Source organism: Metasolibacillus sp. FSL H7-0170, from assembly GCF_038593115.1.
Taxonomy (GTDB): domain Bacteria; phylum Bacillota; class Bacilli; order Bacillales_A; family Planococcaceae; genus Metasolibacillus; species Metasolibacillus fluoroglycofenilyticus.
Map to the genome: position 1 here is coordinate 2068317 of NZ_CP151964.1, position 23224 is coordinate 2091540.

At 38.6% G+C, this 23224-nt stretch carries 22 protein-coding genes and 1 riboswitch; of the genes, 10 read left to right on the top strand and 12 right to left on the bottom strand.

Going from position 1 to position 23224, the window contains the following annotated elements; translation table 11 throughout:
- Positions 1–34 precede the first annotated feature (34 nt).
- Both MHH70_RS09555 and MHH70_RS09560 read right to left on the bottom strand, forming a co-directional pair.
- Complete coding sequence (locus tag MHH70_RS09555; RefSeq protein ID WP_066167866.1) at positions 35–1207, bottom strand: saccharopine dehydrogenase C-terminal domain-containing protein; 1173 nt, start codon at positions 1205–1207, stop codon at positions 35–37.
- Positions 1208–1380: 173 nt separating this feature from the next.
- Positions 1381–2853, bottom strand: a complete 1473-nt coding sequence (locus tag MHH70_RS09560) for an aldehyde dehydrogenase family protein (protein ID WP_342471372.1) — start codon at positions 2851–2853, stop codon at positions 1381–1383.
- Between the two features lie 254 nt (positions 2854–3107).
- On the opposite strand from MHH70_RS09560, the gene MHH70_RS09565 reads away from it, so the two are divergent.
- The 3 genes from MHH70_RS09565 (at position 3108) to MHH70_RS09575 (ending at position 4478) form a co-directional block, all read left to right on the top strand.
- Entirely contained in the window at positions 3108–3905 is a 798-nt protein-coding gene (locus MHH70_RS09565; RefSeq protein WP_342471373.1) for a TIGR00266 family protein, read from the top strand.
- 106 nt (positions 3906–4011) lie between these two features.
- Entirely contained in the window at positions 4012–4239 is a 228-nt protein-coding gene (locus MHH70_RS09570) for a hypothetical protein (protein ID WP_066167857.1), read from the top strand.
- A 62-nt stretch (positions 4240–4301) separates the two neighbouring features.
- Entirely contained in the window at positions 4302–4478 is a 177-nt protein-coding gene (locus MHH70_RS09575; protein WP_342471374.1) for a DUF4083 family protein, read from the top strand.
- Positions 4479–4528: 50 nt separating this feature from the next.
- Here the strand turns inward: MHH70_RS09575 and MHH70_RS09580 are convergent, their stop codons facing one another.
- From MHH70_RS09580 to MHH70_RS09600, 5 genes are all read right to left on the bottom strand, one after another.
- On the bottom strand, positions 4529–5356 hold the full coding sequence (locus tag MHH70_RS09580) for an undecaprenyl-diphosphate phosphatase (protein WP_066167854.1): 828 nt from the start codon (positions 5354–5356) through the stop codon (positions 4529–4531).
- A gap of 17 nt (positions 5357–5373) precedes the next feature.
- Complete coding sequence (locus tag MHH70_RS09585; RefSeq protein WP_066167852.1) at positions 5374–6438, bottom strand: metallophosphoesterase; 1065 nt, start codon at positions 6436–6438, stop codon at positions 5374–5376.
- Between the two features lie 618 nt (positions 6439–7056).
- Entirely contained in the window at positions 7057–9384 is a 2328-nt protein-coding gene (locus MHH70_RS09590; RefSeq protein ID WP_235615991.1) for a HAMP domain-containing sensor histidine kinase, read from the bottom strand.
- 11 nt (positions 9385–9395) lie between these two features.
- Positions 9396–9548 (bottom strand): hypothetical protein, encoded by a 153-nt coding sequence (locus MHH70_RS09595; protein WP_161485093.1) that lies wholly within the window; start codon positions 9546–9548, stop codon positions 9396–9398.
- Entirely contained in the window at positions 9526–10212 is a 687-nt protein-coding gene (locus MHH70_RS09600) for a response regulator transcription factor (protein ID WP_066167847.1), read from the bottom strand. Before MHH70_RS09600 ends, MHH70_RS09595 begins: the two co-directional genes overlap by 23 nt.
- A 111-nt stretch (positions 10213–10323) precedes the next feature.
- On the opposite strand from MHH70_RS09600, the gene MHH70_RS09605 reads away from it, so the two are divergent.
- Positions 10324–10554 (top strand): excisionase, encoded by a 231-nt coding sequence (locus MHH70_RS09605; protein ID WP_066167844.1) that lies wholly within the window; start codon positions 10324–10326, stop codon positions 10552–10554.
- An 87-nt stretch (positions 10555–10641) separates the two neighbouring features.
- Here the strand turns inward: MHH70_RS09605 and MHH70_RS09610 are convergent, their stop codons facing one another.
- The 3 genes from MHH70_RS09610 to MHH70_RS09620 form a co-directional block, all read right to left on the bottom strand.
- Positions 10642–11628, bottom strand: a complete 987-nt coding sequence (locus MHH70_RS09610; RefSeq protein WP_107941942.1) for a homoserine dehydrogenase — start codon at positions 11626–11628, stop codon at positions 10642–10644.
- A 333-nt stretch (positions 11629–11961) separates the two neighbouring features.
- Positions 11962–12348: a hypothetical protein gene (locus MHH70_RS09615; protein ID WP_342471375.1), complete on the bottom strand. Its 387-nt coding sequence runs from the start codon at positions 12346–12348 to the stop codon at positions 11962–11964.
- A gap of 347 nt (positions 12349–12695) precedes the next feature.
- Complete coding sequence (locus tag MHH70_RS09620) at positions 12696–13982, bottom strand: O-acetylhomoserine aminocarboxypropyltransferase/cysteine synthase family protein (RefSeq protein WP_107941941.1); 1287 nt, start codon at positions 13980–13982, stop codon at positions 12696–12698.
- A 108-nt stretch (positions 13983–14090) separates the two neighbouring features.
- A riboswitch (SAM riboswitch) is annotated at positions 14091–14205 on the bottom strand.
- A gap of 319 nt (positions 14206–14524) precedes the next feature.
- On the opposite strand from MHH70_RS09620, the gene nfsA reads away from it, so the two are divergent.
- Positions 14525–15259, top strand: coding sequence for an oxygen-insensitive NADPH nitroreductase (gene nfsA / locus MHH70_RS09625; protein ID WP_342471376.1), 735 nt, complete (start codon positions 14525–14527; stop codon positions 15257–15259).
- Between the two features lie 183 nt (positions 15260–15442).
- Complete coding sequence (locus MHH70_RS09630) at positions 15443–15865, top strand: hypothetical protein (RefSeq protein ID WP_107941939.1); 423 nt, start codon at positions 15443–15445, stop codon at positions 15863–15865.
- A 291-nt stretch (positions 15866–16156) separates the two neighbouring features.
- Here the strand turns inward: MHH70_RS09630 and lepB are convergent, their stop codons facing one another.
- Both lepB and MHH70_RS09640 read right to left on the bottom strand, forming a co-directional pair.
- On the bottom strand, positions 16157–16714 hold the full coding sequence (gene lepB, locus MHH70_RS09635; RefSeq protein ID WP_342471377.1) for a signal peptidase I: 558 nt from the start codon (positions 16712–16714) through the stop codon (positions 16157–16159).
- Positions 16715–17026: 312 nt separating this feature from the next.
- Positions 17027–18751 (bottom strand): hypothetical protein, encoded by a 1725-nt coding sequence (locus MHH70_RS09640; RefSeq protein ID WP_342471378.1) that lies wholly within the window; start codon positions 18749–18751, stop codon positions 17027–17029.
- Between the two features lie 76 nt (positions 18752–18827).
- Between MHH70_RS09640 and MHH70_RS09645 the strand changes: the two genes are divergently transcribed.
- The 4 genes from MHH70_RS09645 (at position 18828) to MHH70_RS09660 (ending at position 23212) form a co-directional block, all read left to right on the top strand.
- Positions 18828–19472, top strand: a complete 645-nt coding sequence (locus tag MHH70_RS09645) for a lysoplasmalogenase (protein ID WP_342471379.1) — start codon at positions 18828–18830, stop codon at positions 19470–19472.
- Between the two features lie 33 nt (positions 19473–19505).
- The gene (gene pepT, locus MHH70_RS09650) at positions 19506–20735 is read left to right on the top strand and encodes a peptidase T (protein WP_107941932.1); all 1230 of its coding nucleotides are present in this window, start codon (positions 19506–19508) and stop codon (positions 20733–20735) included.
- A gap of 413 nt (positions 20736–21148) precedes the next feature.
- Positions 21149–22102 carry a multidrug resistance efflux transporter family protein gene (locus MHH70_RS09655; protein ID WP_066167810.1) on the top strand — a complete coding sequence of 318 codons (954 nt, stop codon included), beginning with the start codon at positions 21149–21151 and terminating at the stop codon, positions 22100–22102.
- Positions 22103–22501: 399 nt separating this feature from the next.
- The gene (locus MHH70_RS09660; RefSeq protein WP_066167807.1) at positions 22502–23212 is read left to right on the top strand and encodes a Fe-S oxidoreductase; all 711 of its coding nucleotides are present in this window, start codon (positions 22502–22504) and stop codon (positions 23210–23212) included.
- Positions 23213–23224: the final 12 nt, after the last annotated feature.

Genomic DNA, 23224 nt, shown 5'->3' on the forward strand with positions numbered 1-23224 from the left:
GGAGAAATCACTTTCCCTACAGCCATACCCCATTTTACCATTTTACAATCATTGCGGAGCGATGTGAGGTTTCTTTAATATCTACACCGCGCTTTGCCATTTCCTCAATATATGTTCCACCTGGCACAATGGACTCTGGTGCGAAAACACCTCGCTCTGAAATAACGCCATTGCCAAGCATTTGCGCCACAACCGATGCTGTATTTGCTGTAGCACGAGCCATTGCAGTTACGCCTGTCTCTAAATCTTTTTTCACAACCATTTCGTACTCATATGTGACTTGCTCTTCTGATTTTTCACCCGCTATAATAGCACGTAATAATACTGCATCTACTTTCTTGCCTAGCTCTAACTTTTTCTTTAAAGCTTCACGTACAACTTCACGCACGCTTATTTCATGGTTGCCTACCTCTACCATATTATCTTTGCTTAAGAAATCTAAGTCTGCTAAAAGCTTGAATTTTTCAACATGCCCTTTATAGCGAATTGTTTTATATTCCAGTGTTTTTACATGCGGGAATGTTTGGTGCAATGTCGAGATACCCCCAGATGTATAAAATGCCTCCAACACCCCAAATTCATCAAAGTAAATTGGCTCTACACCCGTCAAAGATTCTACCTCGGTTAATTTGCTATCTTGAATCATTTTTGATGGCTCTGTATAATGGTCAAAAACCCCTTCTAACGAGAATACATGTGTGTAGTGCAGCGGTGGCTTCGGCTCTGTCGGAATACCGCCTACATAAAGTTTAATTGATTCCACCTTATCTAATTTAGACGCTCCGTATCCTGCCAAAATATTAACCATCCCCGGCGCAACCCCTAAATCCGGTATAATCGTAACGCCTGCCGCCTTTGCTTCATCTGCCATTGCAAGTACATGCTCTGTCACACCGCCAATATGTCCACCTAGGTCAACAGAGTGAACCCCTGTAGCAATCGCTGCCCTTGCTACCGCTTCATTGAATTCATAAAATAATGCGTTGATTGCAACATGACCCTTTGACATAACATTGCGCAATGATTCGTCTGATGTTGCATCTAATGCAATAACCTCTACTTTATTTGTATTTAATGTAGCGACAAATTCCTCTGCCGCATCTACTACTAAGTCTGCTAAGTATACTTTTTCAACCGATTCACTTGCTACTAAATCTCGTGCTACTTCTTTCCCCATTAAACCTGCACCTAGAACTACTACTTTCATGTAATCCAACCCCTTTTATTTAGTATGTCATGTGGGACTGTCGGAAAAGCAGGTAAATACTAGATTTCCCAACAGCTGTACGCACTTTTCTTGAAGTAAATGAAAATTATTAAAGCACTGCACTTAGAAGAATTTATTCGTATTAAAAATGATAGAATAGCTGAGTTTAAGCGTTACGTATCAATTTGCGCCCTTTGTAAAGTACCGCTATAGTCTACATAAATGCTTTTCCATTCTGTGTAAACGTCAAGAGCAGCCTGACCTGAATCTCTGTGACCATTACCCGTCCCCTTTGTACCACCAAATGGTAAATGGATTTCAGCTCCTGTCGTTCCCGCATTCACATAAACGATACCTGTATCTAAAAGCTGCTGTGCTTTAAATATCGTATTCACATTACGTGAGAAAATAGAACTTGATAAACCAAAGCGCACACCATTATTTACTTCGATTGCCTGCTCTAGACTATCAATTGCAATAATGCTAACAACAGGTCCAAAAATTTCTTCCTGTGCAATAATCATATCTGGTTGCACATTCGTGAAAACGGTTGGCTCAAAATAAAAACCTTTATCATATGGTGTGTCCGTTAAGATGCGGCCACCTGTTAATAATGTTGCCCCTTCTTGCTTCCCAAGCTGAACATAATGATTAATTTTCTCAAGCGCTTGACGATTTATAACAGGACCTACTTTAACCTTCGAATCAAGCCCATCACCGATTGTAATCGCTTGCATTTCTCTTAGTAGCTTTTCTTCTAGCTCTTCCTTCACATCGCGATGCACAATAATACGACTGCATGCCGTACAGCGCTGCCCTGCTGTTCCAAAAGCACTCCAAACAATTCCTTGTACAGCTAAATCAATATCTGCATCATCCATAACGATAACCGCGTTTTTACCGCCCATTTCAAGCGAGATTTTCTTTAAATGTTTCCCCCCAAGTTCCGCCACCTTACTACCAGTAGCTGTTGAGCCCGTAAAGGAAATCACTCGTACATCAGGATGCTCAATCATTGCTGTGCCAATTGTTGGACCTGTACCAAATACAACATTCGCTACCCCTTTAGGCAAACCGACCTCTTCGAAAATCTTTGCTAGCTCATAGGCCATCATCGGCGTTTCATTGGAAGGCTTCCAAACAAATGTGTTGCCTGCTACGATAGCGGGAAACGCCTTCCATGTTGCGATAGCAATCGGGAAATTCCATGGTGTAATTAATCCAACTACGCCAATTGGTGAACGTACACTCATCGCAAATTTATTGGCTAACTCTGATGGTGTTGTTTCACCAAATAATCTACGTCCTTCACCAGCCATGTAAAGTGCCATATCGATGCCTTCCTGCACCTCTCCACGTGCCTCTTCAATGACTTTTCCCATTTCCTTTGTCAAAACTTGAGCTAAATGTTCTTTTTTCTCCTTCATTTTAAAACCAATTTCATATAAATAATCTGCACGTTTCGGTGCGGGCAACAACGCCCAACTCTTCTGTGCTTCTTTTGCAGCTTGAACAGCTACATCAATTTCTGTTTTTGTTGAGAGTGGCACTGTACCTAGTTGCTCACCTGTTGCTGGATTAATAATAGGCATTGCCTGCAATCCGCTTTCCACCCATTCACCAGCTATAAAGTTTTTCAGCTCCATTTAATCTCTCCTTTCCGTACGCAAAAACTTCTATTCTTGTGTTACATTACAAATTATTCGACATTCTCTGCTTCAAACCCTTTTTTTCTAATTTTAAAAATATTTTTAGTATTTTCGAAACTTCTTTTATTTACACTGCGTACATATAGTAAATTATATTTTTTTGATTGGACAAGAATTAAATCAAAATAAAGCCTTCGATGAATATATGTGGACGCCATTTCACCTAGGCTTAATGACAGGAGGAGCAAATAATGAACAATCACGAAATCGATTACAAGCTTTACGGAGATGATATGCAATTTGTAGAGGTCGAGCTTGACCCATCTGAAACAGTTGTAGCTGAGGCTGGTAGCTTAATGATGATGGAAGATGACATTCGTATGGAAACGGTATTCGGTGATGGCTCTGCACAGGGCGGCGGTGGTTTAATGGATAAGCTTATGGGAGCAGGTAAACGCTTGTTAACAGGTGAAAGTTTATTTATGACAACATTTACAAATACGGGCTATGGCAAACGCCATGTTTATTTTGCAGCACCTTATCCCGGAAAAATTATCCCGATTGATTTAAGCCTTTGGAACGGAAAAATCATTTGTCAAAAGGATGCTTTTTTAGCAGCTGCTAAAGGAGTATCTGTTGGCATTGAATTCCAGCGTAAATTAGCAACAGGCTTCTTCGGTGGAGAAGGCTTCATCATGCAGAAGCTTGAAGGCGATGGGATGGCATTTATTCATGCAGGGGGCACCATTCACCGACATGATTTGCGACCAGGTGAAACATTGCGTATTGATACAGGCTGTTTAGTCGCTATGACAAGGGATGTTGACTACAATATCGAAATGGTCAGCGGCGTAAAAACTGCCTTATTCGGTGGAGAGGGTCTATTTTTAGCAACACTGAGAGGTCCGGGTACAGTCTGGGTACAATCGCTACCATTTAGCCGACTAGCAAGCCGTGTATTCGCAGCAGCTCCAGCTAGCAAAGGTGGTGGCGGTAAGTCAAGCGATGAAGGCGGTATCGGTGGATTATTCGACCTATTTAATAAATAGGCATAGGAGTTATCTGAAAAGCTGTGTGTTCCCATTGCTTTTCAGATATTTTTTTGCCTTTAAGTGAAATGGTCAAAATAGAACCTCAAAAGGAGATTGAAATACTATGAAAAAAATGTTTTTTGGGTCAACTATTCTTTTATGTGGGACAATAGGATTGATTTCAATTATAGTACTTTCAGTAAATAACCCTTGGGATTATAATGGAATTACTGGAATTTATGGATTTTTACTTGGTTCTCAAACATTGTGGGCTTTCATTTTATTTTGTTTAATGTTTATTTCAGGTGCATTTATTTCCTTTTACGAAGCATATTTTAGCAAAGTTAAATAATTAATCTATGTTTTAATGATACTATACATAACTATTTTTCTATTTGAATGGGAGGTATTTTCATGGAGGGCGCATACCACGCTGGTGATATTATTGCAACAATACTCTTTGTACTTTTTATATGTGCTACGATTACTGCGGTTATAATTTTCTTCAAACGAGTAAGCAGTACAACAACACAACAGAAAGAAATAATTACGAAACTAGACACGATTATCGAACTGTTGAAACAGAAATAATGAGAGCGTCCAAAAAGCAGTCTTATGCACTGCTTTTTGAACGCTCCTCCTTATAAATACAACACAACAAGCAATAATGCCGCAAGTGCGATACGATAAATAGCAAACGGTGTTAACTTAACACGTGAAATTAATTTTAAGAAGAACTTAATAGATAACAATGCGAAAACAAAGGCGCTAATAAAGCCAACCGCATAGAACATAAAATGATCTGGGTTAATATCTTCCCAATGCTTAATTAAAGATAATCCACTTGCTCCTGCCATAATTGGTACAGCCATAATAAATGTAAAATCTGCTGCTGTTTTATGGTCTAAGCCTAAAAGTACCCCACCCGAAATCGTTGCGCCTGAGCGTGAGAAGCCCGGCCATAATGATAAACATTGCACAAGACCAATTTTCAATGCTTTGCCGTATGAAATTTGGTCTAATGATGTAATTGCAGGCTTTTTCGGTCCAAACTTATCTGCAATAATCATCAAAATTGCTCCAATAATTAAACCGATAATCACTGTTTCCATTCGAAATAAATGCTCATCAATCATATCTTCAAACAAGACGCCAAAAATCCCAGCTGGAATAATCCCCGCAATCACATGTCCTAAATGGAAACGCTGTGTCGAAGTTTGTCCTTCTATTTTATATAAGCCTACTAAGCTTAAAATGCGCTTCCACATGACAACAACTACAGCTAAAATAGAGCCAAGTTGAATAACAATTTTAAATGTGTTGGCAGAGCTTGAACCTAAAAATTCTTGCGTTTTCAACCACATATCATCGACGATAATCATATGTCCTGTCGATGAAACAGGGGCGAATTCTGTCATTCCTTCTACAAAGCCTAACAAAAGGGCTTTTAATAGTTCAATCAAATCCATTCCATAATTCCTCCGATTTACTTACTTTCCACATGAATAACCCATAGCTCTGAGCGACTACCGATACGCATTGGCGGTCCCCAAAAGCCGAAGCCACTTGAAACGAGCGCATGCATCCCCTCTTTATTTTTATAGCCATAGTCTAATTCAAATATTTTACGTGTAATATATTCGTTTGGCCATAGCTGCCCTAAATGGGTATGCCCCGATAAATGCAAATCAACGCCCGCATTTGCAGGTGCATTCAAATCATCTGGCGTATGATTCATTACAACCCAAGGCTTATCTCGTTCAATTGGGGCTAAATCTGCAATTTGCTTTCTTGCTTTATTCGTTTTATCTTCCTGCCCTGTTAAATAAAAACGCTCTCCTACTAAAATAGTTTCATCTAACAACATTTTGACATTCGCTTTTTCCAGTTCATCTACAATTAATTGCAGCGCATTCCCGTAATACTCATGATTGCCTAGCACCCCATATACACCATATGTGGATTTTAGCTGTGCCATCACCTCGCCCATACCCTTCTTAATAAATAAATCTGGCTTGTCATCCACTAAATCTCCGACTAAAAGCACAACATCAGGATTTTGCTCATTGGATAATGTCACAAATCTCTGCAAATGTGCCTTATTGGACAGCACGCCTAAATGAAAATCTGACGCAACAACAAACGTCATTGGCTCATCGACATCTAGCTTCACTGTTGTTTCTCTCACAACAGGCGAATAAGCATTGTATGTACCATAAATAAAAAGCACAATAAAAATAATGACAGCCACACTGCCTGTCGTGCGCGCTGTTAATGGCGTAATAAAAACAACGATATTCGCAATAATACATAAAATCAATCCGTATTCAAAAATGAACATCCAATAATTACCTAAAACTGATAAAGGACGTAATAATTCATGAATTCTACCCAACACAAAGCCAAATGCTACTACATAAAGAAGAGGCCAAAAAATAAGATTCGATATATGTATATTTATAGATGCTAGCCACAAATTGAAATTCCAACCTATGTAAAATGTCATACCGCTATAAATAACAACAATTACTATACCAATTAAATATTGCAATGATAGTATCCTCCTATATTTTATCCCGCATTAACGGGCAGTAAGACGCCCATTTCAAGATTTATGTGAAATTGGCTTAAGGAGAAGTGGGAGACCAACTGCCCGTAAAAGCCCGATTGGTTCAACTAACATTCAGTGGGAAGAACGTCCACTGAATGAAGTTTCACTTTATCCCGCATTAACGGGCAGTAAGACGCCCATTTCAAGATTTATGTGAAATTGGCTTAAGGAGAAGTGGGAGACCAACTGCCCGTAAAAGCCCGATTGGTTCAACTAACATTCAGTGGGAAAAGCGTCCACTGAATGAAGTTTCACTTTATCATGCAAAAGTATAACATTACTTTCTCTATGTAGAAAAATATAAGTCTCAGAAAATCAAAAATGCCTTACCTAACACAATTCAAGACTATCAAAATGCAGCTCCATTTTGTAGTAGAAACGCATTGAAAGAAAGATTTTCATCCCTTCTCCATTATTTAAAAGTAACTCCGCTAAAGTCAATGATTCTCTCATTTTCAAAGAAATCCCCTCGCTATTTTCCTCGAAGAAATACTTTGAAAAGACACCATCAAAAGCGTCCCAAACACCGTGCAGTTGCCGGTGTTTGGGACGCCCTATTTAAAATGCTACTTGTACAGCAACCGTTACCTTAAATAAATCGCCATCTACTTCAATTTTCATTCGTGCACCATGCAAGTCAACAATCGACCCTGCGATAGCAAGCCCTAAGCCAGAGCCTTCTGTATGACGAGATGTATCGCCACGTTTAAAGCGCTCCGTCAGTTCCTCTACATTTTCAACAAGCTCATACTTCGCAATATTTTTCACTACAAGCTCCGCCTCTGCTCCTTGCTGTTTAAGTGTAACATAAACGCGTGTACCCTCTAATGAATACTTTTGGGCGTTGACAATTAAATTATCAATAACACGCCACCATTTTTGTCCGTCTACATAGGCAAAAATAGGCTGGCTTTCAATATTGACTCGTAAATCTAATTTTGCCGTAGTAAAAGCTTCTTCATGCTCACCAATTGCCTGCTGTAATAGCTGTGCTAAATCAACTCGTTGCTTCAAAAGCTCGACATTCCCACTTGCCATTTTCGATACATCAAATAAATCCTCAATCAATGTTTTCAAACGTGCCGATTTTTTATCAAGTATGTCGATATATTTGCTACGCTCTTCTTCAGATAAGTTAGGCTTTTTCAATAAATCCGTGTACGTAATAATAGATGTTAACGGCGTACGTAAATCGTGGCTAACATTTGTAATCAGCTCCGTTTTTAAACGTTCACTTTTTGCCTGCTCTGTCATTGATGTTCGAACACCATCTCTTAATTTATTTAAGTTTTGAGCATGCGCTGCAATCGGTGATTTCCCCTTCACCTTCACATCAGTCGTTAAACGCCCCTCTGCCATATCTTCAGCTTGTTTCATCACACGATTTAGGTAGCCCATGCGGCGAAGATATATATATAGTGTAGGCACGAATACGAATAAGAAGAGTGGTATATAAATAAGGAACAGCCCGTTATCAATTAAAGCGCCTGTGAATCCTACCCCTGCAAGGAAAAATACAATAAGCATTGCAAATGTTTGCATACCAACCGAACGATTTAAAAAGACGTCCTGACCCGCTTGCCAAATGCGAAGAGAAATCGATTCTTTCCAGCGTTCAATATCGCGACTATCATCAATTAACCATAATATACTGATTACTAATGCCATGAATAAAGCAACGGCAAGCCCAAATAAGAAAATAAGCTCTATTATATTTACTAACTGATACATTTCAGCACTGTAATAGGCAATATTGTAAATGGACCTCACTAGCCCATCAACGATGTCAATGAATAGCATCCCACCTAATAATGTCAAAGCAATTGCCGCATCAATTGGTAGCTTGTTAAATAACGGCTTCACTTTTAGTAATAATGCCTCGATTTCTGCTCTTTTAGGTCGCATAAAAAAGAATAGTACGAATAATGTTAAAAGACCGGTTCCCCATATGATATAAGAAAGAATTTTAAAAGCTTCAAAACCCTCATAATTTCTTTTTAGCTCCGAATCCTTTAAAGCCGTCTTTGGCAATGTAATCGTGCCTGTAAACTTTGGTAGCTCAATAGTTATCGGAATCGTGTGCGATAATAACGCAAAATCCTCTTCAATATACTCGCCTGTGTAAACTTCCATCACTACTTCACTTCGAACATTTTCAGCAACCGTATCCGATGTTACTTCAGAAACACCTTCCCAGATTCCTTCAGAAGTGCTTTCCAAAATTACTTCGCCTATGCTTCTATTTAAAGGTGGTACAAAATACTCGGAGTTTTCCTCTAAAAAATGCTCCTCGAATATCGCCGTTGCGGCAATATTATTATTTGTAAAACGTTGCTTTGTATTCACATCTACTAAATCGTAGCTAAACATTTTATAACTATTGGATGATAGGAACTCTCGTTTTTGACGCTCCTTGCTAGCAGCATAATTATCAATAATTTGCTCCTTTATTGCACGGATTTTCGCCTCAACATGTGCATCGTCCGAGAAATTTTTCTTCACCTCCTCGATTTTACGATCACGCTCCTGCTTTAGCACTTCTTTCACTTCAACTGATGCTGACGCAGAGTCTGTGTTATCTTCTAGGCGGTCTTGATATTGCCTAATAAGATTTTCAACCTGTTCCTCTAATGAACCATAGTAATTACGATAATAATTAATTTCATTTTGTGTTACTTTTATTTGCTTTTTTGCCTTCTCCGCATCAAAAGACATTAACACATTGTTATATAAATCTTCATAATATTGCTGCAACTGCCACTCGAATTCTTGGGAAGTAATAAATGATTTACCGATAATCGTATTCGCATTTCCCAAAAAGGAAAATAACGAAAATATGGTCCAAAAAATGAGCAGTAGCGTTAGGGCGCCTCTTCCCTTCTTCATTTCGTTTCCTCCTAAAAAAGCTTTCGTAATAACTGCAATGTATTGATTAAATCCGCTCTTGTCGCCCATAGAAACATCCCGATATAAATAAGACCAATTAGACTAGCAATTGCACTAATTAGCGTACATACCAGTGCAATATTACTTTTCCATTTTGTAGCCAAGTCCCCAAACAACCTTTAAATAATGTGGATTTTTCGGATCTGTTTCAATTTTTTCGCGGATTTTTCGGATGTGTACTGCGACAATATTTTCAGCATTATACGCCTCTTCGTTCCAAACCATTTCGTAAATTTCTTGAATGGAAAAAACACGACCAGCATTTTTTAACAATAGTTCTGTTATTTTATATTCAATGGGCGTCAGCTTTATAGGCTCTCCGTCCTTTAAAACTTGGCGACCTGCTATATCTAACTCTAGCCCTTCAATTTGCGCTGCGCTATTTTGAAATGTTCCTAGCTCGACATAACGACGTAGCTGCGACTTTACCCGAGCCATTAACTCTAAAGGATGGAAGGGCTTTGTAATATAATCATCCGCCCCAACAGACAAACCATGAATCTTATCCGTATCCTCAGCCTTCGCACTAAGCATAATAATTGGGATATTTCGTTCAGCTCGGATTTTAAATGTCGCCGTAATACCATCCATATTCGGCATCATTATATCTAAAACAATCAAATGTACCTCATGCTGTGACAGCATTTCTAACGCCTCTACACCATCGCCAGCCTTCAAAACTTGATAGCCATCATTTTTTAAATAAATTTCTATACCATCGCGGATATCTTGGTCATCATCCACGACTAGTATCGTTAACTTCGTCATATCATTCACCTCGCTGCAAACTCTTATAATGTTATAATAAAGGATAAAAATGAAGTATTGCTTAACGTAAATCTTAAGATTTTCTGAAGAAATGGAAAGGGAATGTCGTTTATGTATAAAACTGTAGCTCAAACAGCCTTAGACTTAAATATGCCAGAAGAACAAATTTTATATTATATTCACAATGGGCGCATTAAAGCCGTGCATGATGGTGAGCAATTTTTAATCAACAGTGGACAGTTCGAGGCATACCACGAGCAAATCGAGCGTATCAAAGAGGAAATTGATATTTGGCGTAATACCCCCATCCCCGAAGATATTGATGTGAAGGATGAAGACTAAAGGGTGCCCAACCCCCAGAATTAAAGTGAAGAATTTCTATACTAAAAGAAAGGCGGTGCTGCCTTTGTAGACAACACCGCCCCTTACTTAAATCGGGATAACTTGACTTACACTTTTTGTCATTATTTCTGCATAATCCTCTACCATCACACTTGCAGTTGGATACATTCCCGCTCCAGGTCCAACAAGTGTAATTGTCCCAATATAATTTGTATCAACAGCCACAGCGTTATTAACATCATCAATAGCGTATAACGGATGCTCTTTGTTCACTAATAACGGTATTACTTTACCAACGATTTTTCCGTCTGCAAAGCGTTCTATTTCCGCAACATGACGATAACGTAGCCCTTTCGCCTGTGCCTCCTGCACATCTGCTTGGGAAATTGCATCAACACCGATTACTTCTACCTCCGACCAATTAGGCTGTTCACCAAATGCCAAGCTAGATAAAATCATTAACTTTTTGAAGGCATCCTGCCCCGACACATCATTGTATGGATCGGCTTCTGCATAGCCAAGTCGCTGCGCCTCCTTTAAAGCTTCCTCAAAGGATACATTTTCTATACGCATTTTCGTTAAAATATAGTTCGTTGTTCCATTTAAAATACCTTGAATTCGTTCGGCATCATTTACTAACAGCACATTTTTTAATGTCTTAATAACAGGTACGCCACCAGCTACAGAGGCTTCATACCCTACATATACACCATGCTCCTTAGCAAGTTGCTCAAGCTCCTGCCCACGCTTTGCAAACATCACCTTATTCGCCGTAATAACGTGGCATCTATGCTCGACTGCGCGCTTTAAATAGGAAAACGCTGGCTCCTCATTTACAATCGCTTCGAAAACAACTTGTAATCCAGGCTCTGCCAATACGTCCTCTATACTTTCCGTCATCAAATGCATTGTGTTAGCTACACGTTCTTTACTCGCATCAGTAACTAATATTTTTACAACCTCGAGCTCCACCCCTAATTTCTGTTGGAGCTCCTGCTGCCTTTCCTTTAGTATATGATAAATTCCTTGCCCCACGGTTCCAAAACCGAGAATGGCTGCCTTCACTTTTGACACTATACCTTCGCCTCCAAATTTCCTTTCACAACTAATCAAGTGAATCTTAGGCTTTTTACAAAATCAAATTGTGTATTTTATATATTTTCTGCAAAAAACCACGACTTATTTGTTATATCGTTCTCGTTATATATAGTGATTCTAGCTCAATACTTATGATATTACAAGAAAATTCTACCCTAAACAGACATTTGTTTTTTTAGAGAGGTCACCAAACATTCAAATAATATAGAAATGGGGCTGCCAAGAAAGAAATGACTTTCAAGACAGCCCCGTAGGTTATATATCAATAAAAGAAATGGGGGAATTTCTTCTATTATAATAAGGAAGATTTCAACTAACTTCTGTTAATTGTTGACGGCGATAGTTTTCCAAAATGGATTGCATAATCTTTTCCTCTAATGCTGTAAATGCAGGCACTGCATATGTGCGGTGAACAAGCTGAAACTCCCCATAGCGTAAAAACCATTCTTTCGCTGGCAATTTAATGTGGTCATTTCCATGCTCGATATACGCATCATATACTTCCTTTACAATGTACCCATTTAATAAATCATATGTTGATTCTGAAAACGCACTATGCCCAAACACTTTCATCCACATCATTTCAACATTTGCTAATAATAATTGAATTGCTTGTGAATTGATGAAGGTGTATGTCTCATTTAATTCATACACAATATAAGATGCTATGTTTTGTGCACTATATGTACGTCCCATATTCAACACTCCTTTGATTTATCCTATTTTATCAATTACGCTTCGGTTTACTACCACCCAGATTTCTCCAATATTTTTGGTGGAAGTTTACTTAAAATCGCAACATCCTGTAACATCCGTTGGAGATTGAAAGAATTTCAATTCCCTGCAAGTAGATTGGTTTTATTATAATTGAGAAAAATCAAGAAGTCAATAATTCTTATAAAAATACTAGGTATTAAGTTTTTATATTTTAGTAGGGGGCTGCGACTGCGAAATGATGCAGTCTACAGCCTATTTTTAGCAACAATCTAACAAAACCATATAGATACTTTATACAAATGAGTATTCAAGCGTTTGTCTATAGGTTAAGCATTTTTTGCTGCTAATGCTAACGCTTGGTCCAAATCTGCCACTATATCTTCCACTGCTTCTAAGCCGATTGATAAGCGAATGAGCTCTTCTGATACACCAGCGATTTTAAGTTCTTCTGCTGATAATTGTTGATGTGTTGTAGATGCTGGGTGAATAATAAGCGAGCGTGCATCGCCCACATTTGCTACATGCGAGAAGAGTTTAACACTATCAATAACAGTTCGCCCAGCCTCTCTACCACCTTTAATACCGAAAGTGATGATAGAGCCAAAACCATTTTTCAAATACTTTTTCGCCAATGAATGCGATACAGTATCTTCAAAGCCGTTATAGTTTACATATTCCACGAATGGGTGGTTACGTAAATGAGCCGCTACTTTTGCGGCATTTTCATTATGTCTTACTACACGCAAATGAAGCGTTTCTAACCCTTGTAAAAAGTTAAATGCTGAATCTGCACTTAATGTTGGCCCGAAATCTCGCAGCAATTGCACGCGCAATTTTGTAGCGAATGCCGCAGTTGCCGTATCAACTCCATAGCGGATGCCGTGATATGTTGTATCAGGCTCTGTGAAGCCTGGGAATTTCCCCTGTGTCCAGTCAAATTTCCCTGCATCGACAACAATACCACCGATTGTTGTGCCATGCCCACCAATCCATTTTGTTGCCGAATGAATGACAACATCCGCCCCGAATTCGATTGGATTAGAGCCATATGGTGATGGGAATGTATTATCAAGGATTAGTGGGATACCATGCTCATGTGCGATTTTAGCAACCGCTTCAATATCTAGCACATTTAAGCTTGGATTACCGATTGTTTCTGCAAAAATTGCTTTTGTATTTTCGTTAATTGCCGCTCGGAAGTTTTCCGGGTCACTCTCGTCTACAAATGTTGTCGTAATACCGTAACGTGGCAAAGTTGTAGCAAATAAATTATAAGTACCGCCGTACAAAGAGCCTGCTGATACGATATGGTCTCCTGCACCAGCAATGTTTAAAATAGAAAATGAGATAGCTGCCATTCCTGAAGAAAGTGCTACTGCTGCTGTTCCTTTTTCCAATAAAGCAACACGCTCTTCAAATGCCCCAACAGTCGGGTTCATAATACGAGAATAAATATTTCCCGCTTCCTCTAATGCAAATAATCGCTGCGCATGAGCAGTATCGTTAAATGCATAAGCAGTTGTACGATAAATTGGTACGGCAATTGCCCCTGTTACTGGATCGGGTTTTTGCCCACCATGTAATAACAATGTTTCTGGTCGTAGTGTTGACATGATGTTCCTCCTAAAATGTATTCGATGGCTAATGGATTTTTGAGGAGGGTAGAAAAACAAAAAACCCTCTTCCTAAGAAGAGGGTTCGCAAATGAGCAAGTTTTCCTCCCCTTATCTTTCAGATTCCAATCCGAATCTGTAGGAATTAGCACCTTTGTAAGCTCGTCGCTTACCGGTTGCCGGGCATCATAGGGCCTAGTCCCTCCGCCACTCTTGATAAGAGTATTTGATTCATGTTCCATCGTTGTGTTTGAGTATAAAGCATTGTAAACCAAGAAGTCAACTATTATTTTTTAATTTTTTTCAATAGATGTCACAAATTTTGAATGAAGGCCTACCAAACGTAGCGCAGGTCGCGAATATTTAGATTAATTCACATCAGTTAGCTCGAAAAAAATCTAAATGAGAGTTAGCCAAGGCGTAATTGTTTTTTAATTAATTCATACAAATCGCTAAAATAATAGCATTTAGTCAACTTGATTGGTTATTTAATATAAGTAGTATAAAATAATATACGAATACAGGTCATTAGGAGGATGAAAATGGATACTAGAGAACTTTTACGCAATCACGCATCCGTGCGTAAATATACAGGGGAACAAATTCCGCGCGAAACGGTAATGGATTTAATCGAAACAGCACAAATGGCAGCAAGTTCACATTTTGTGCAAGCATATAGCGTTATTTGGGTTACGGATGAAAATAAAAAGCAAAAGCTCGGCGAATTATCAAAAAATGAATTTCAATTTCAAACAGCGGGTGCATCATTCTTATTTTGTGTTGACTTTAAGCGTCTTCAAGCCGCGGGTCAAAAACACGGTGTAGATATCGTTACAGATTCTGCAGAAAATTTACTTGTTGGTGTAGTCGATGTATCTTTATTTGCACAAAATTTTGTTGTTGCGGCAGAGGCGAAGGGCTACGGCATTTGCTATATTGGCGGAGCACGTAATAACCCTGCTGAAATTAGCGAACTTTTCAACTTACCTAAAAGTGTATTTCCGTTATTTGCACTGACGATTGGTACTCCGACAAAGCGCAATGAAACAAAACCACGCTTGCCTGTCCCTGCAGTACTTCATGAAAATGCCTATGACGAGGCTAAGTATGATGCATTATTAGAAGAATATGATGCAACGATGGAAGGTTATTATGCAAGTCGTTCTTCAAATCAAAAAACAGCTACATGGACAAAACAAATGGCAGATTATTTAATCGAGCAAAAGCGTCCATACATCAAAGAATTCCTTGCACAGCAAGGGTTTACATGGAAATAACAGTGACCCATGCTCTTGCATTTAGTCTTTTGCGATTTTACTGTAGAAGTGGAAGTTTTTTGTACTCTTCATCTTGCTGTCGGTATAAAAAAATGCTCCTGCGGTTACTTGTTGCAAGAAACATGTCCTAAATCATGATAAAATGGACCTACAATACATGAAAGTATTCAGAGGTGTTTGCCTATGCAAATGAATAGACATGTTGCGAAATCGTTAGAGCGACAACAATTAAAATCAATGCGACGCTTTTATTATGCAATAGCTGAAATCAATTTAATACTTGCTGATATTCATAAAAAAATACAATCAAATATTGATGAAGAAAAATATCAATATGCTACTGCTTATGTAAATAAATATATTTCTTATACATCTGTATGGAATATTAAATTTGCTTATAATTTAGAAAACCCTGAGGTCGCAATGCTTCAGCTCTTCCATTTACGATATATTTTCCAGCATGAGCCTACCATTGCATTTACTCAAGAACGCCAAATCGTTCAGCAGCAACAACATGCCTTTGACAAGCTACAGCTCTTCAGAGCAGAGCAACTCGCTGCACGTTACGAAACAATGCTGGCATATATTGCGGAGCACCAGGGCTAATTGAACCAAATATTGAATGCAGCGATTAAAAACAAAAGTCCTCTCTCTTTAGTCAGCATTTCACAGTCATGTGACGCTAGATATTTAGGGCTGCCCTAAAAGGCAGCTCCTTCTTTCAGTTTGAGTTTCGGTTATGCACTTTCATTCAGAAGAAAACCCCATGAACCTAGTGTTTCTACTATTTTCAAAAAATTCTCTTGCATTGTACCCAAGTGAATTTTTTGAAGTAACACCAACGAAAGCGTGCAAAATACCGTGCAGTTGCTGGCATTTTGCACGCCTCGCCCTTTTTTACTCCTTAACCATACGCGCGTTTGATAGTGGCCAAACAACAGCTGGCACTGTACCTAATATTTTCTCCTGTGCGACAAAGCCAACCGTTATATCTCGACTATCCAAGCTTCTACGGCGATTATCTCCAAGCACAAAATATTGACCCTCAGGTACAACTTCCACTCCTAAAGCGTCCACCAAAGTAAAGTTCCCTGTTAAATTTCCGCTGTCTACTAATGCTTCCCTATTGCTCTTTAAGTAAGGCTCTTCGAATTTTTCGTCATTAATAAATAGCTCATCATCCCGATATTCTATACGGTCCCCGGGTAAACCAATAATACGCTTAATAAAATTTTCACCCGTTGGTGCTTCAAAAACGATAACATCAAAACGCTTATAATCAGATAAGGTTGGTCCAATAATATTGACAATCACTTTTTCCTCATTTTCAAATGTAGGCATCATTGAAGCACCTTCTACATTCACAGGTGTAAATAAAAAAATACGAATCCCAGCAGCTAATACTACTGCAAACACGATTGTTTTAATCCAGCTAATAATCTCCTTTTTCTCCAAACTCGCTCGCCTCCTTAAAAATTAAAACGTCTTTTAGTAAGCAAAGTTGCATAGGCCCATTTAATTTCCGCAAGACATTAAAAGCTTTCCGTCTCTACTCTTTCACTTAGAAGGAACACCATTAAATTCAATGTTTTGGACAGTAGCGATGATATTTCGCAAAATGTTTATATATATAAACAGAGAACACCTCTTTTAAAAATGGGATGAATATTGGCTTTAGCAGCGTTATTCTTCACTAAAAGGGAAGCGATGAAAACATTGATTTCAATACAAACAAAATAGACTTTTCGGACAACTCCTCTATCTATTCTATGCACAAACGAAGGCGTTCAAAATGCCGGCTACTGCACGGCATTTTTGAACGCCCCTAATTGTTAGTTGCTTAATTGGCTGGAATTGTTCGCCTGTAGCATAGTATGTCATTGTCACTTCGTCCCCCTGCTCTAAATAAATAGCAAGTGGTACTGCTTCAGAGCTGACTATGAAATTTTGCCCTGTATCTGTTAGTAATGAAACGATTGTAAAGTCACCAACGCGCTCTTTATAGACACGTAGCACCTTTGCTGTAAGCTGTGCTTCCTCAGCGCTAGAAGAACCATCTACTGTACTACCACCACGACTAAGCGCCGCTTTATAAAGCTTTAATGCCTCATTTGGTGTGAAAGCATATGCTGAAATTTCTGGATTAGCAGCAGATACGATAAAGTAATTTTGCAGGAAGCCATTTGAATCTAAAACTGCGGATAGCCAGCTTGCTTCACCGTAGAAGTTATACAAAATCGGCATCTCGCCTTCCCACTCTTTTTCAATAAACTTTTTCTCGATAATTTCAAGCGCACCTTGAGAATCCATATATGATTCTTCCAAATTACCTGTATAATAAGTAGCCTTGCCTGTACGCGCATGTGTCAAAGAGTAACCAAGCATCGAGTCAACACCCTCTTTCGGGCTGGAAAAATCAGTGAAGTAATACATTTCGCCATCCTCCATAAAGACTGGACTCACATTTGCCTCTGTTCCTTCATCCGATGGAATTTTCACATCTTTTTTACCGAATACGCTATTCCAAAAACCATGCACATAATTACCGTAATAGCTGTTTTGTAAGCTAACAGCCTCTGGGGAAATCGCACCATCAATAAATTCAGGTACATCTGCTAAGGCAATTTTTTCAGACTGCCCCGTTTTCGCATCGACCTTAACAATACCTTTTACATCAAAGCCATTACGCGCAGAAATAAAATCACCATATGTGCGAATATAGTATGGTACACCCTCATCATCAATTTCTAGCTGCACATCGCCATAGAAAATAAGTGTTGGGTATTGTAGACGAATATGACGCTCTAAATTTTTATTAAAGTAAGCTGATGGAATATATGCCATTTCATGAGCCATAAATTTTGGATTATCACTTGAATCTGTAGCGCTCATTATGAAATAACCCGGTGTCGTTTTACCATTAAACCACTTAAATAGTCCTGAAAACTCCACTGGTGCAATATAAACAAATTCACCATTGACCTTTTGAATTTGCAGATGTCCTAGCTCATAGTAGCTCGTATTTGGTACTTGACCGAAGGCTTTTCTCATTTTATTTTTCGCAAACTTTGGAGGCACACTTGCAGGTGTTTTCGTTTCGTCAAACGGTTGAATTTCAACTTGCTCCTCCATTTCGGAAGATTGATATTTTTGCTCGGCATTAAAAATTGGGGCTGCTAACAAATAAGCAAGGGCTAAAATTGAAATTAACGTCAACACAGATTTTAGCTTTTGCTCAGCACCTGCCGCAAATAGTGCGCCAACTAATGCAGCTACTGGCGCTACGTATAAAAATACCGTCCAATGTAAATCAACTTTTGAAATATATACCGTTAAAAATGTTAAAATTAAACTACCTAAAAAAACAGAAGTTAAAAGTATACTAAACTGCTTGCCTGTTAATTCGCCCTTTGGTATTTTTTTTGTTAAGGGCACGATTAGAATCGTCACCACAATAGCAGTAATAAGTACCGTTATAAATAATTGTCCCACTATCATCACCTCTAATTTATTTTTACGTATGGGATTGGATGAAAGTTTCATAAAATTACAAAGGGGGGTTTTTTAAATGGAAAGAAAAATTATTTTAACATTATTCTTAATCTTCGGTCTTTATTATGTTTTTTTCTTTGATGCCATTCCAGTTTCATGGCAGATGGTTTTTAAGCTAATTCCAATGATTTTACTCATTATTTTAGCGCTACGTTCCCATGGAGAAAAAAGCTACAAATCAATTATTATTGGTGGTCTTATTTTTTGTGCCATTGGGGATTACACATTGCAATGGTTTATCGTTGGCTTATGTAGCTTTTTGATTGGTCATTTATTTTATATTACCGCTTTTAGTAAAACGAATAATCGTCAAACACCCGTTAGTGCCAAAGTTGTGCTAATTATTTACGGCTTGTCGATGATGCTATGGCTTGCCAGCACGATTTTGCGCACAGGTGATGCTGTACTAACTATTGCGGTTTGCGCATATATAATTGTCATTTTATTAATGGGGTGGACTTCTTTCCGAACAGCTAGTAGCTTTGCTATTATCGGTGCATTTTTATTTATTGCGTCAGATTCCGTTTTAGCCATTAATCGCTTTATTACGGATATTCCTTATGCTCATATTTTAATTATGGCAACCTATTATGGTGCACAATTATTTATTGCACTGAGCATCGTTCAATATGCCGCATTACGAAATAAAATGTTACAATAACCTAGAAGCATGATAACAAGGGGGATTATTTCCATGAAAGAACAATTAATCGAACGCTTAATTCGCTATGCGAAAATCGACACACAATCTGATTTCGCAAGTACTACAACACCTTCTACCATGAAGCAATTTGATTTATTAAATATTTTAAAAGATGAGTTAGCAGAAATTGGCTTAACGGATATTACATTAGATGAATACGGCTATTTATTCGCAACATTACCTGCTAACACTGATAAGGATAATGTGCCAACATTGGGCTTCCTTGCACATGTTGACTCAACACCTGATTTCTCAGGTACAAATGTTAATCCACAACGCATTGATAATTACGACGGTGGCGATATTCAGTTAAATGAGCAGCTAGTCATGTCAACAAGCTACTTCCCTAACTTAAAAAACTATATCGGGCAAACATTAATTACAACAGATGGCACAACACTTCTCGGTGCAGATGATAAAGCAGGTATTGCAGAAATCGTGACAGCAATGGAATATTTAGTGCAACACCCTGAAATTAAACATGGAAAAATTCGCGTTGCCTTCACACCAGATGAGGAAATCGGTCGCGGTCCACATAAATTCGATGTAAAAGCATTTGATGCGCAATACGCATATACTTTAGATGGCGGTCCACTTGGCGAGCTTCAATATGAAAGCTTTAATGCGGCAGGCGTTAAAGTTACAACACGTGGCACAAGTGTGCACCCTGGCTCTGCAAAAAATAAAATGGTAAATGCTACGACGATGGCAATCAAATTCCAAAATGAAATGCCTGTAGACGAAGTGCCAGAAAAGACAGAAGGCTACGAAGGCTTTATCCACTTAATGAGCTTTAACGGGCATATTGAGGAAGCTACATTAACATATATTATTCGCGACCACGACCGCGAAAAATTCGAAGCAAAAAAAGCACACTTTATCGAGTCGGCGAAAAAAATCAAGGCTGAGTTTGGTGAAGATGCTATTACAGTAGAAATTGAAGATCAGTACTACAATATGAAGGAAAAAATCGAACCTGTAATGGAAATCGTTGACATCGCTAAAGACGCTATGATAAAGCTTGGCATTACGCCAATTATCGAGCCAGTACGCGGTGGCACTGATGGTTCACAACTATCTTATATGGGCTTACCAACACCGAATATTTTTGCTGGTGGCGAAAACATGCACGGTAAATTTGAATATGTATCAGCAGAAACGATGGAAAAAGCAACAGAAGTTATTTTAGAAATTATTCAGGCATTTGAAGTGCGTGCTTAATTGTAACTGTTAGCTTACTAGGGTGACCTTTAATCTGAGCATAAGGAGCTATCAGAACAGGAATACCTTTTCTGATAGCCTCAGCTAACTTTCATCCAGATTTTTCGAGCTAATTGGTAGAAATTAACCTAAAATCGTCACATCCTGTGACATTCGCAGAAACACGATATTGGTCAATCAGTCACCTGTGCACGTGTTGCGATAATATTAGACTGAGTTCTTCTTTATCAGCGGACGTCTAGCTATCCGTAGAGGTAAGAGATTTCTGTATCTGTCGCTACGCTTTCGGTACAAAAAATATTGCTAAAAACGTTAAATATCCGCTAAGGCGTGTCCCAAAATATCTTTTCAGACACGCCCTTTTTCTAAATTTTATATTCTGAATATTCAGTTACAGGGAGGTGCCTAGATTAATGAAGGAAATATTAATAGGTATTATTGCAGCACTATTTTTTGCTTTTACTTTTATTTTGAATCACTCGATGGAACTAGATGGTGGTAGCTGGCTATGGAGTGCTTCCTTGCGCTATTTTTTTATGCTGCCATTTTTAATTGCTATCGTCCTCTATCGCAGAAATTATCGGCAACTACATAATGAAATGAAGGCACATCCTCGCCAGTGGTTACTGTGGAGCTTTGTAGGCTTCGTATTATTTTATGCGCCTTTAACATTTGCTGCTGCATACGGACCGGGCTGGCTTGTTTCTGGCACTTGGCAATTTACAATTGTAGCAGGTGTATTACTAGCGCCACTTTTTGTTACAGTTATCGCAAATCAAAAGGTACGTCAAAAAATTCCGATGACAGCACTGCTTATTTCATGCATTATACTAATTGGCATATTATTAATACAAATTCCACACGCTAAATCTGTCTCTACAAGCGCCCTTATGCTCGGGATTTTCCCTGTATTAATTGCCGCCTTTGCTTATCCACTTGGTAACCGCAAAATGATGGATGTATGTGGTGGTCGCATTGATACATTCCAGCGTGTACTAGGTATGACAATTGCATCCTTGCCTGCTTGGATTATAATGGCGATATACGCGCTTATAACTGTCGGTCTGCCGTCAGGTAATCAAATTTTTCAATCACTGCTTGTTGGAGTAAGCTCAGGTGTTATCGCCACTACATTATTCTTTATCGCCACTGACCGTGTGCGTGACAATCAAGGAAAACTTGCTGCTGTAGAGGCAACACAATCAACTGAGGTTGTCTTTGTTATTATTGGTGAAATGCTACTTTTAGGTATTCCCCTTCCAACACCAATTGCGCTGATGGGGCTAGCTATTATTATTATCGGTATGCTGCTACATAGCTATCATACAATGCTCGTTGCAAAGCGCACGGGCATATCTGTAGAGTGAGGTTTTGTTAATACACTCAATTCGACTAAAATGGGAAACGATATGGGTATAAAGTAGACTTTCAGTTCACGGGGAATAAGGAATTTTATACTTTCCTAGACAAAAAAAAGCCGATCCTATGGCTAGGGATCGGCTCAAATTGGCTCTCACAAGAGAAGCTTTGAAGAAAATATAAAGGGTAAAAAAATTTACGTTCTAAAATGAGGGGGGTAGAACGTATTTTGAACTAGCGAACTTCTGGAGAAAAGTAGCTAAAGTTCAAGCTCATAAGCACTGTATTGCATATGAGTAATGCTTACAATGATAATGATAATCGTTTTCATTTAACTTGTCAACATTATTTATTGATTTTTATTTTCGTTGTAGAAAATGTTATGATATATGAAAAAAGGTGAGTCTATGCCCGCATTATCCTATGATCAAATACGACAATTAAATTCCTATAGTATTTATACAGAAAATCCTGAACGCCCCTTATTTACGCTTGCTAATTTACAAAAGGATTTTTATTTAACAGATTTCCGCAATTTAATGATGGGAATAACACAGGCGGCAACTGAAACAGCCGCTATTTCTCATTTCACTCGCCGCTATGGCATGTTTGTAGCTATGCAATTTTATATGCTTGCAACCTATGACGAGGTTTGGGATGGAAAACTAGAAGATATTCGCTTTGCACTTGTACATGAGTACGGTATCAATACACTTGGTACATTTATTACAGCAAATGATTTTCGCTATGTGGAAGACAACGAGCGTGAAGCCGTTATCCAAAAAATCTTATACAAACAAACTTTTGAAATTATACAGCAGTTGCGTAAAACAACTTCTATTTCTCCCCTTGTGATGTGGGAAAATATTTTTGGCTATCTCATATGGCATTATCACACATTACTTGAAAACCCAGCACTGGCTGACCGAGCATATGAGGACTTAGAAATACTTGAAGGAACAAAAGTATGGAGTTATATTGCAGATAAATCTCTCTTTTTAAATTATACAGGCGGCAAGCACCCTTCTCAGTTGCTAAATGTCCCCGTGCGCAAAAGCTGCTGCCAATCAAAGGACATTCCCGGTTTAATGGCTTGTGGATTTTGTCCATTGAAATAAATAAGGCGCCAG

What these genes read in the sequence shown, in the direction of transcription:
- MHH70_RS09555 (WP_066167866.1), bottom strand. Translation starts at nt 1,207, where the DNA reads ATGAAAGTAGTAGTTCTAGGTGCAGGTTTAATGGGGAAAGAAGTAGCA.
- MHH70_RS09560 (WP_342471372.1), bottom strand. Translation starts at nt 2,853, where the DNA reads ATGGAGCTGAAAAACTTTATAGCTGGTGAATGGGTGGAAAGCGGATTG.
- MHH70_RS09565 (WP_342471373.1), top strand. Translation starts at nt 3,108, where the DNA reads ATGAACAATCACGAAATCGATTACAAGCTTTACGGAGATGATATGCAA.
- MHH70_RS09570 (WP_066167857.1), top strand. Translation starts at nt 4,012, where the DNA reads ATGAAAAAAATGTTTTTTGGGTCAACTATTCTTTTATGTGGGACAATA.
- MHH70_RS09575 (WP_342471374.1), top strand. Translation starts at nt 4,302, where the DNA reads ATGGAGGGCGCATACCACGCTGGTGATATTATTGCAACAATACTCTTT.
- MHH70_RS09580 (WP_066167854.1), bottom strand. Translation starts at nt 5,356, where the DNA reads ATGGATTTGATTGAACTATTAAAAGCCCTTTTGTTAGGCTTTGTAGAA.
- MHH70_RS09590 (WP_235615991.1), bottom strand. Translation starts at nt 9,384, where the DNA reads ATGAAGAAGGGAAGAGGCGCCCTAACGCTACTGCTCATTTTTTGGACC.
- MHH70_RS09600 (WP_066167847.1), bottom strand. Translation starts at nt 10,212, where the DNA reads ATGACGAAGTTAACGATACTAGTCGTGGATGATGACCAAGATATCCGC.
- MHH70_RS09605 (WP_066167844.1), top strand. Translation starts at nt 10,324, where the DNA reads ATGTATAAAACTGTAGCTCAAACAGCCTTAGACTTAAATATGCCAGAA.
- MHH70_RS09615 (WP_342471375.1), bottom strand. Translation starts at nt 12,348, where the DNA reads ATGGGACGTACATATAGTGCACAAAACATAGCATCTTATATTGTGTAT.
- MHH70_RS09620 (WP_107941941.1), bottom strand. Translation starts at nt 13,982, where the DNA reads ATGTCAACACTACGACCAGAAACATTGTTATTACATGGTGGGCAAAAA.
- nfsA (WP_342471376.1), top strand. Translation starts at nt 14,525, where the DNA reads ATGGATACTAGAGAACTTTTACGCAATCACGCATCCGTGCGTAAATAT.
- MHH70_RS09630 (WP_107941939.1), top strand. Translation starts at nt 15,443, where the DNA reads ATGCAAATGAATAGACATGTTGCGAAATCGTTAGAGCGACAACAATTA.
- MHH70_RS09645 (WP_342471379.1), top strand. Translation starts at nt 18,828, where the DNA reads ATGGAAAGAAAAATTATTTTAACATTATTCTTAATCTTCGGTCTTTAT.
- pepT (WP_107941932.1), top strand. Translation starts at nt 19,506, where the DNA reads ATGAAAGAACAATTAATCGAACGCTTAATTCGCTATGCGAAAATCGAC.
- MHH70_RS09655 (WP_066167810.1), top strand. Translation starts at nt 21,149, where the DNA reads ATGAAGGAAATATTAATAGGTATTATTGCAGCACTATTTTTTGCTTTT.
- MHH70_RS09660 (WP_066167807.1), top strand. Translation starts at nt 22,502, where the DNA reads ATGCCCGCATTATCCTATGATCAAATACGACAATTAAATTCCTATAGT.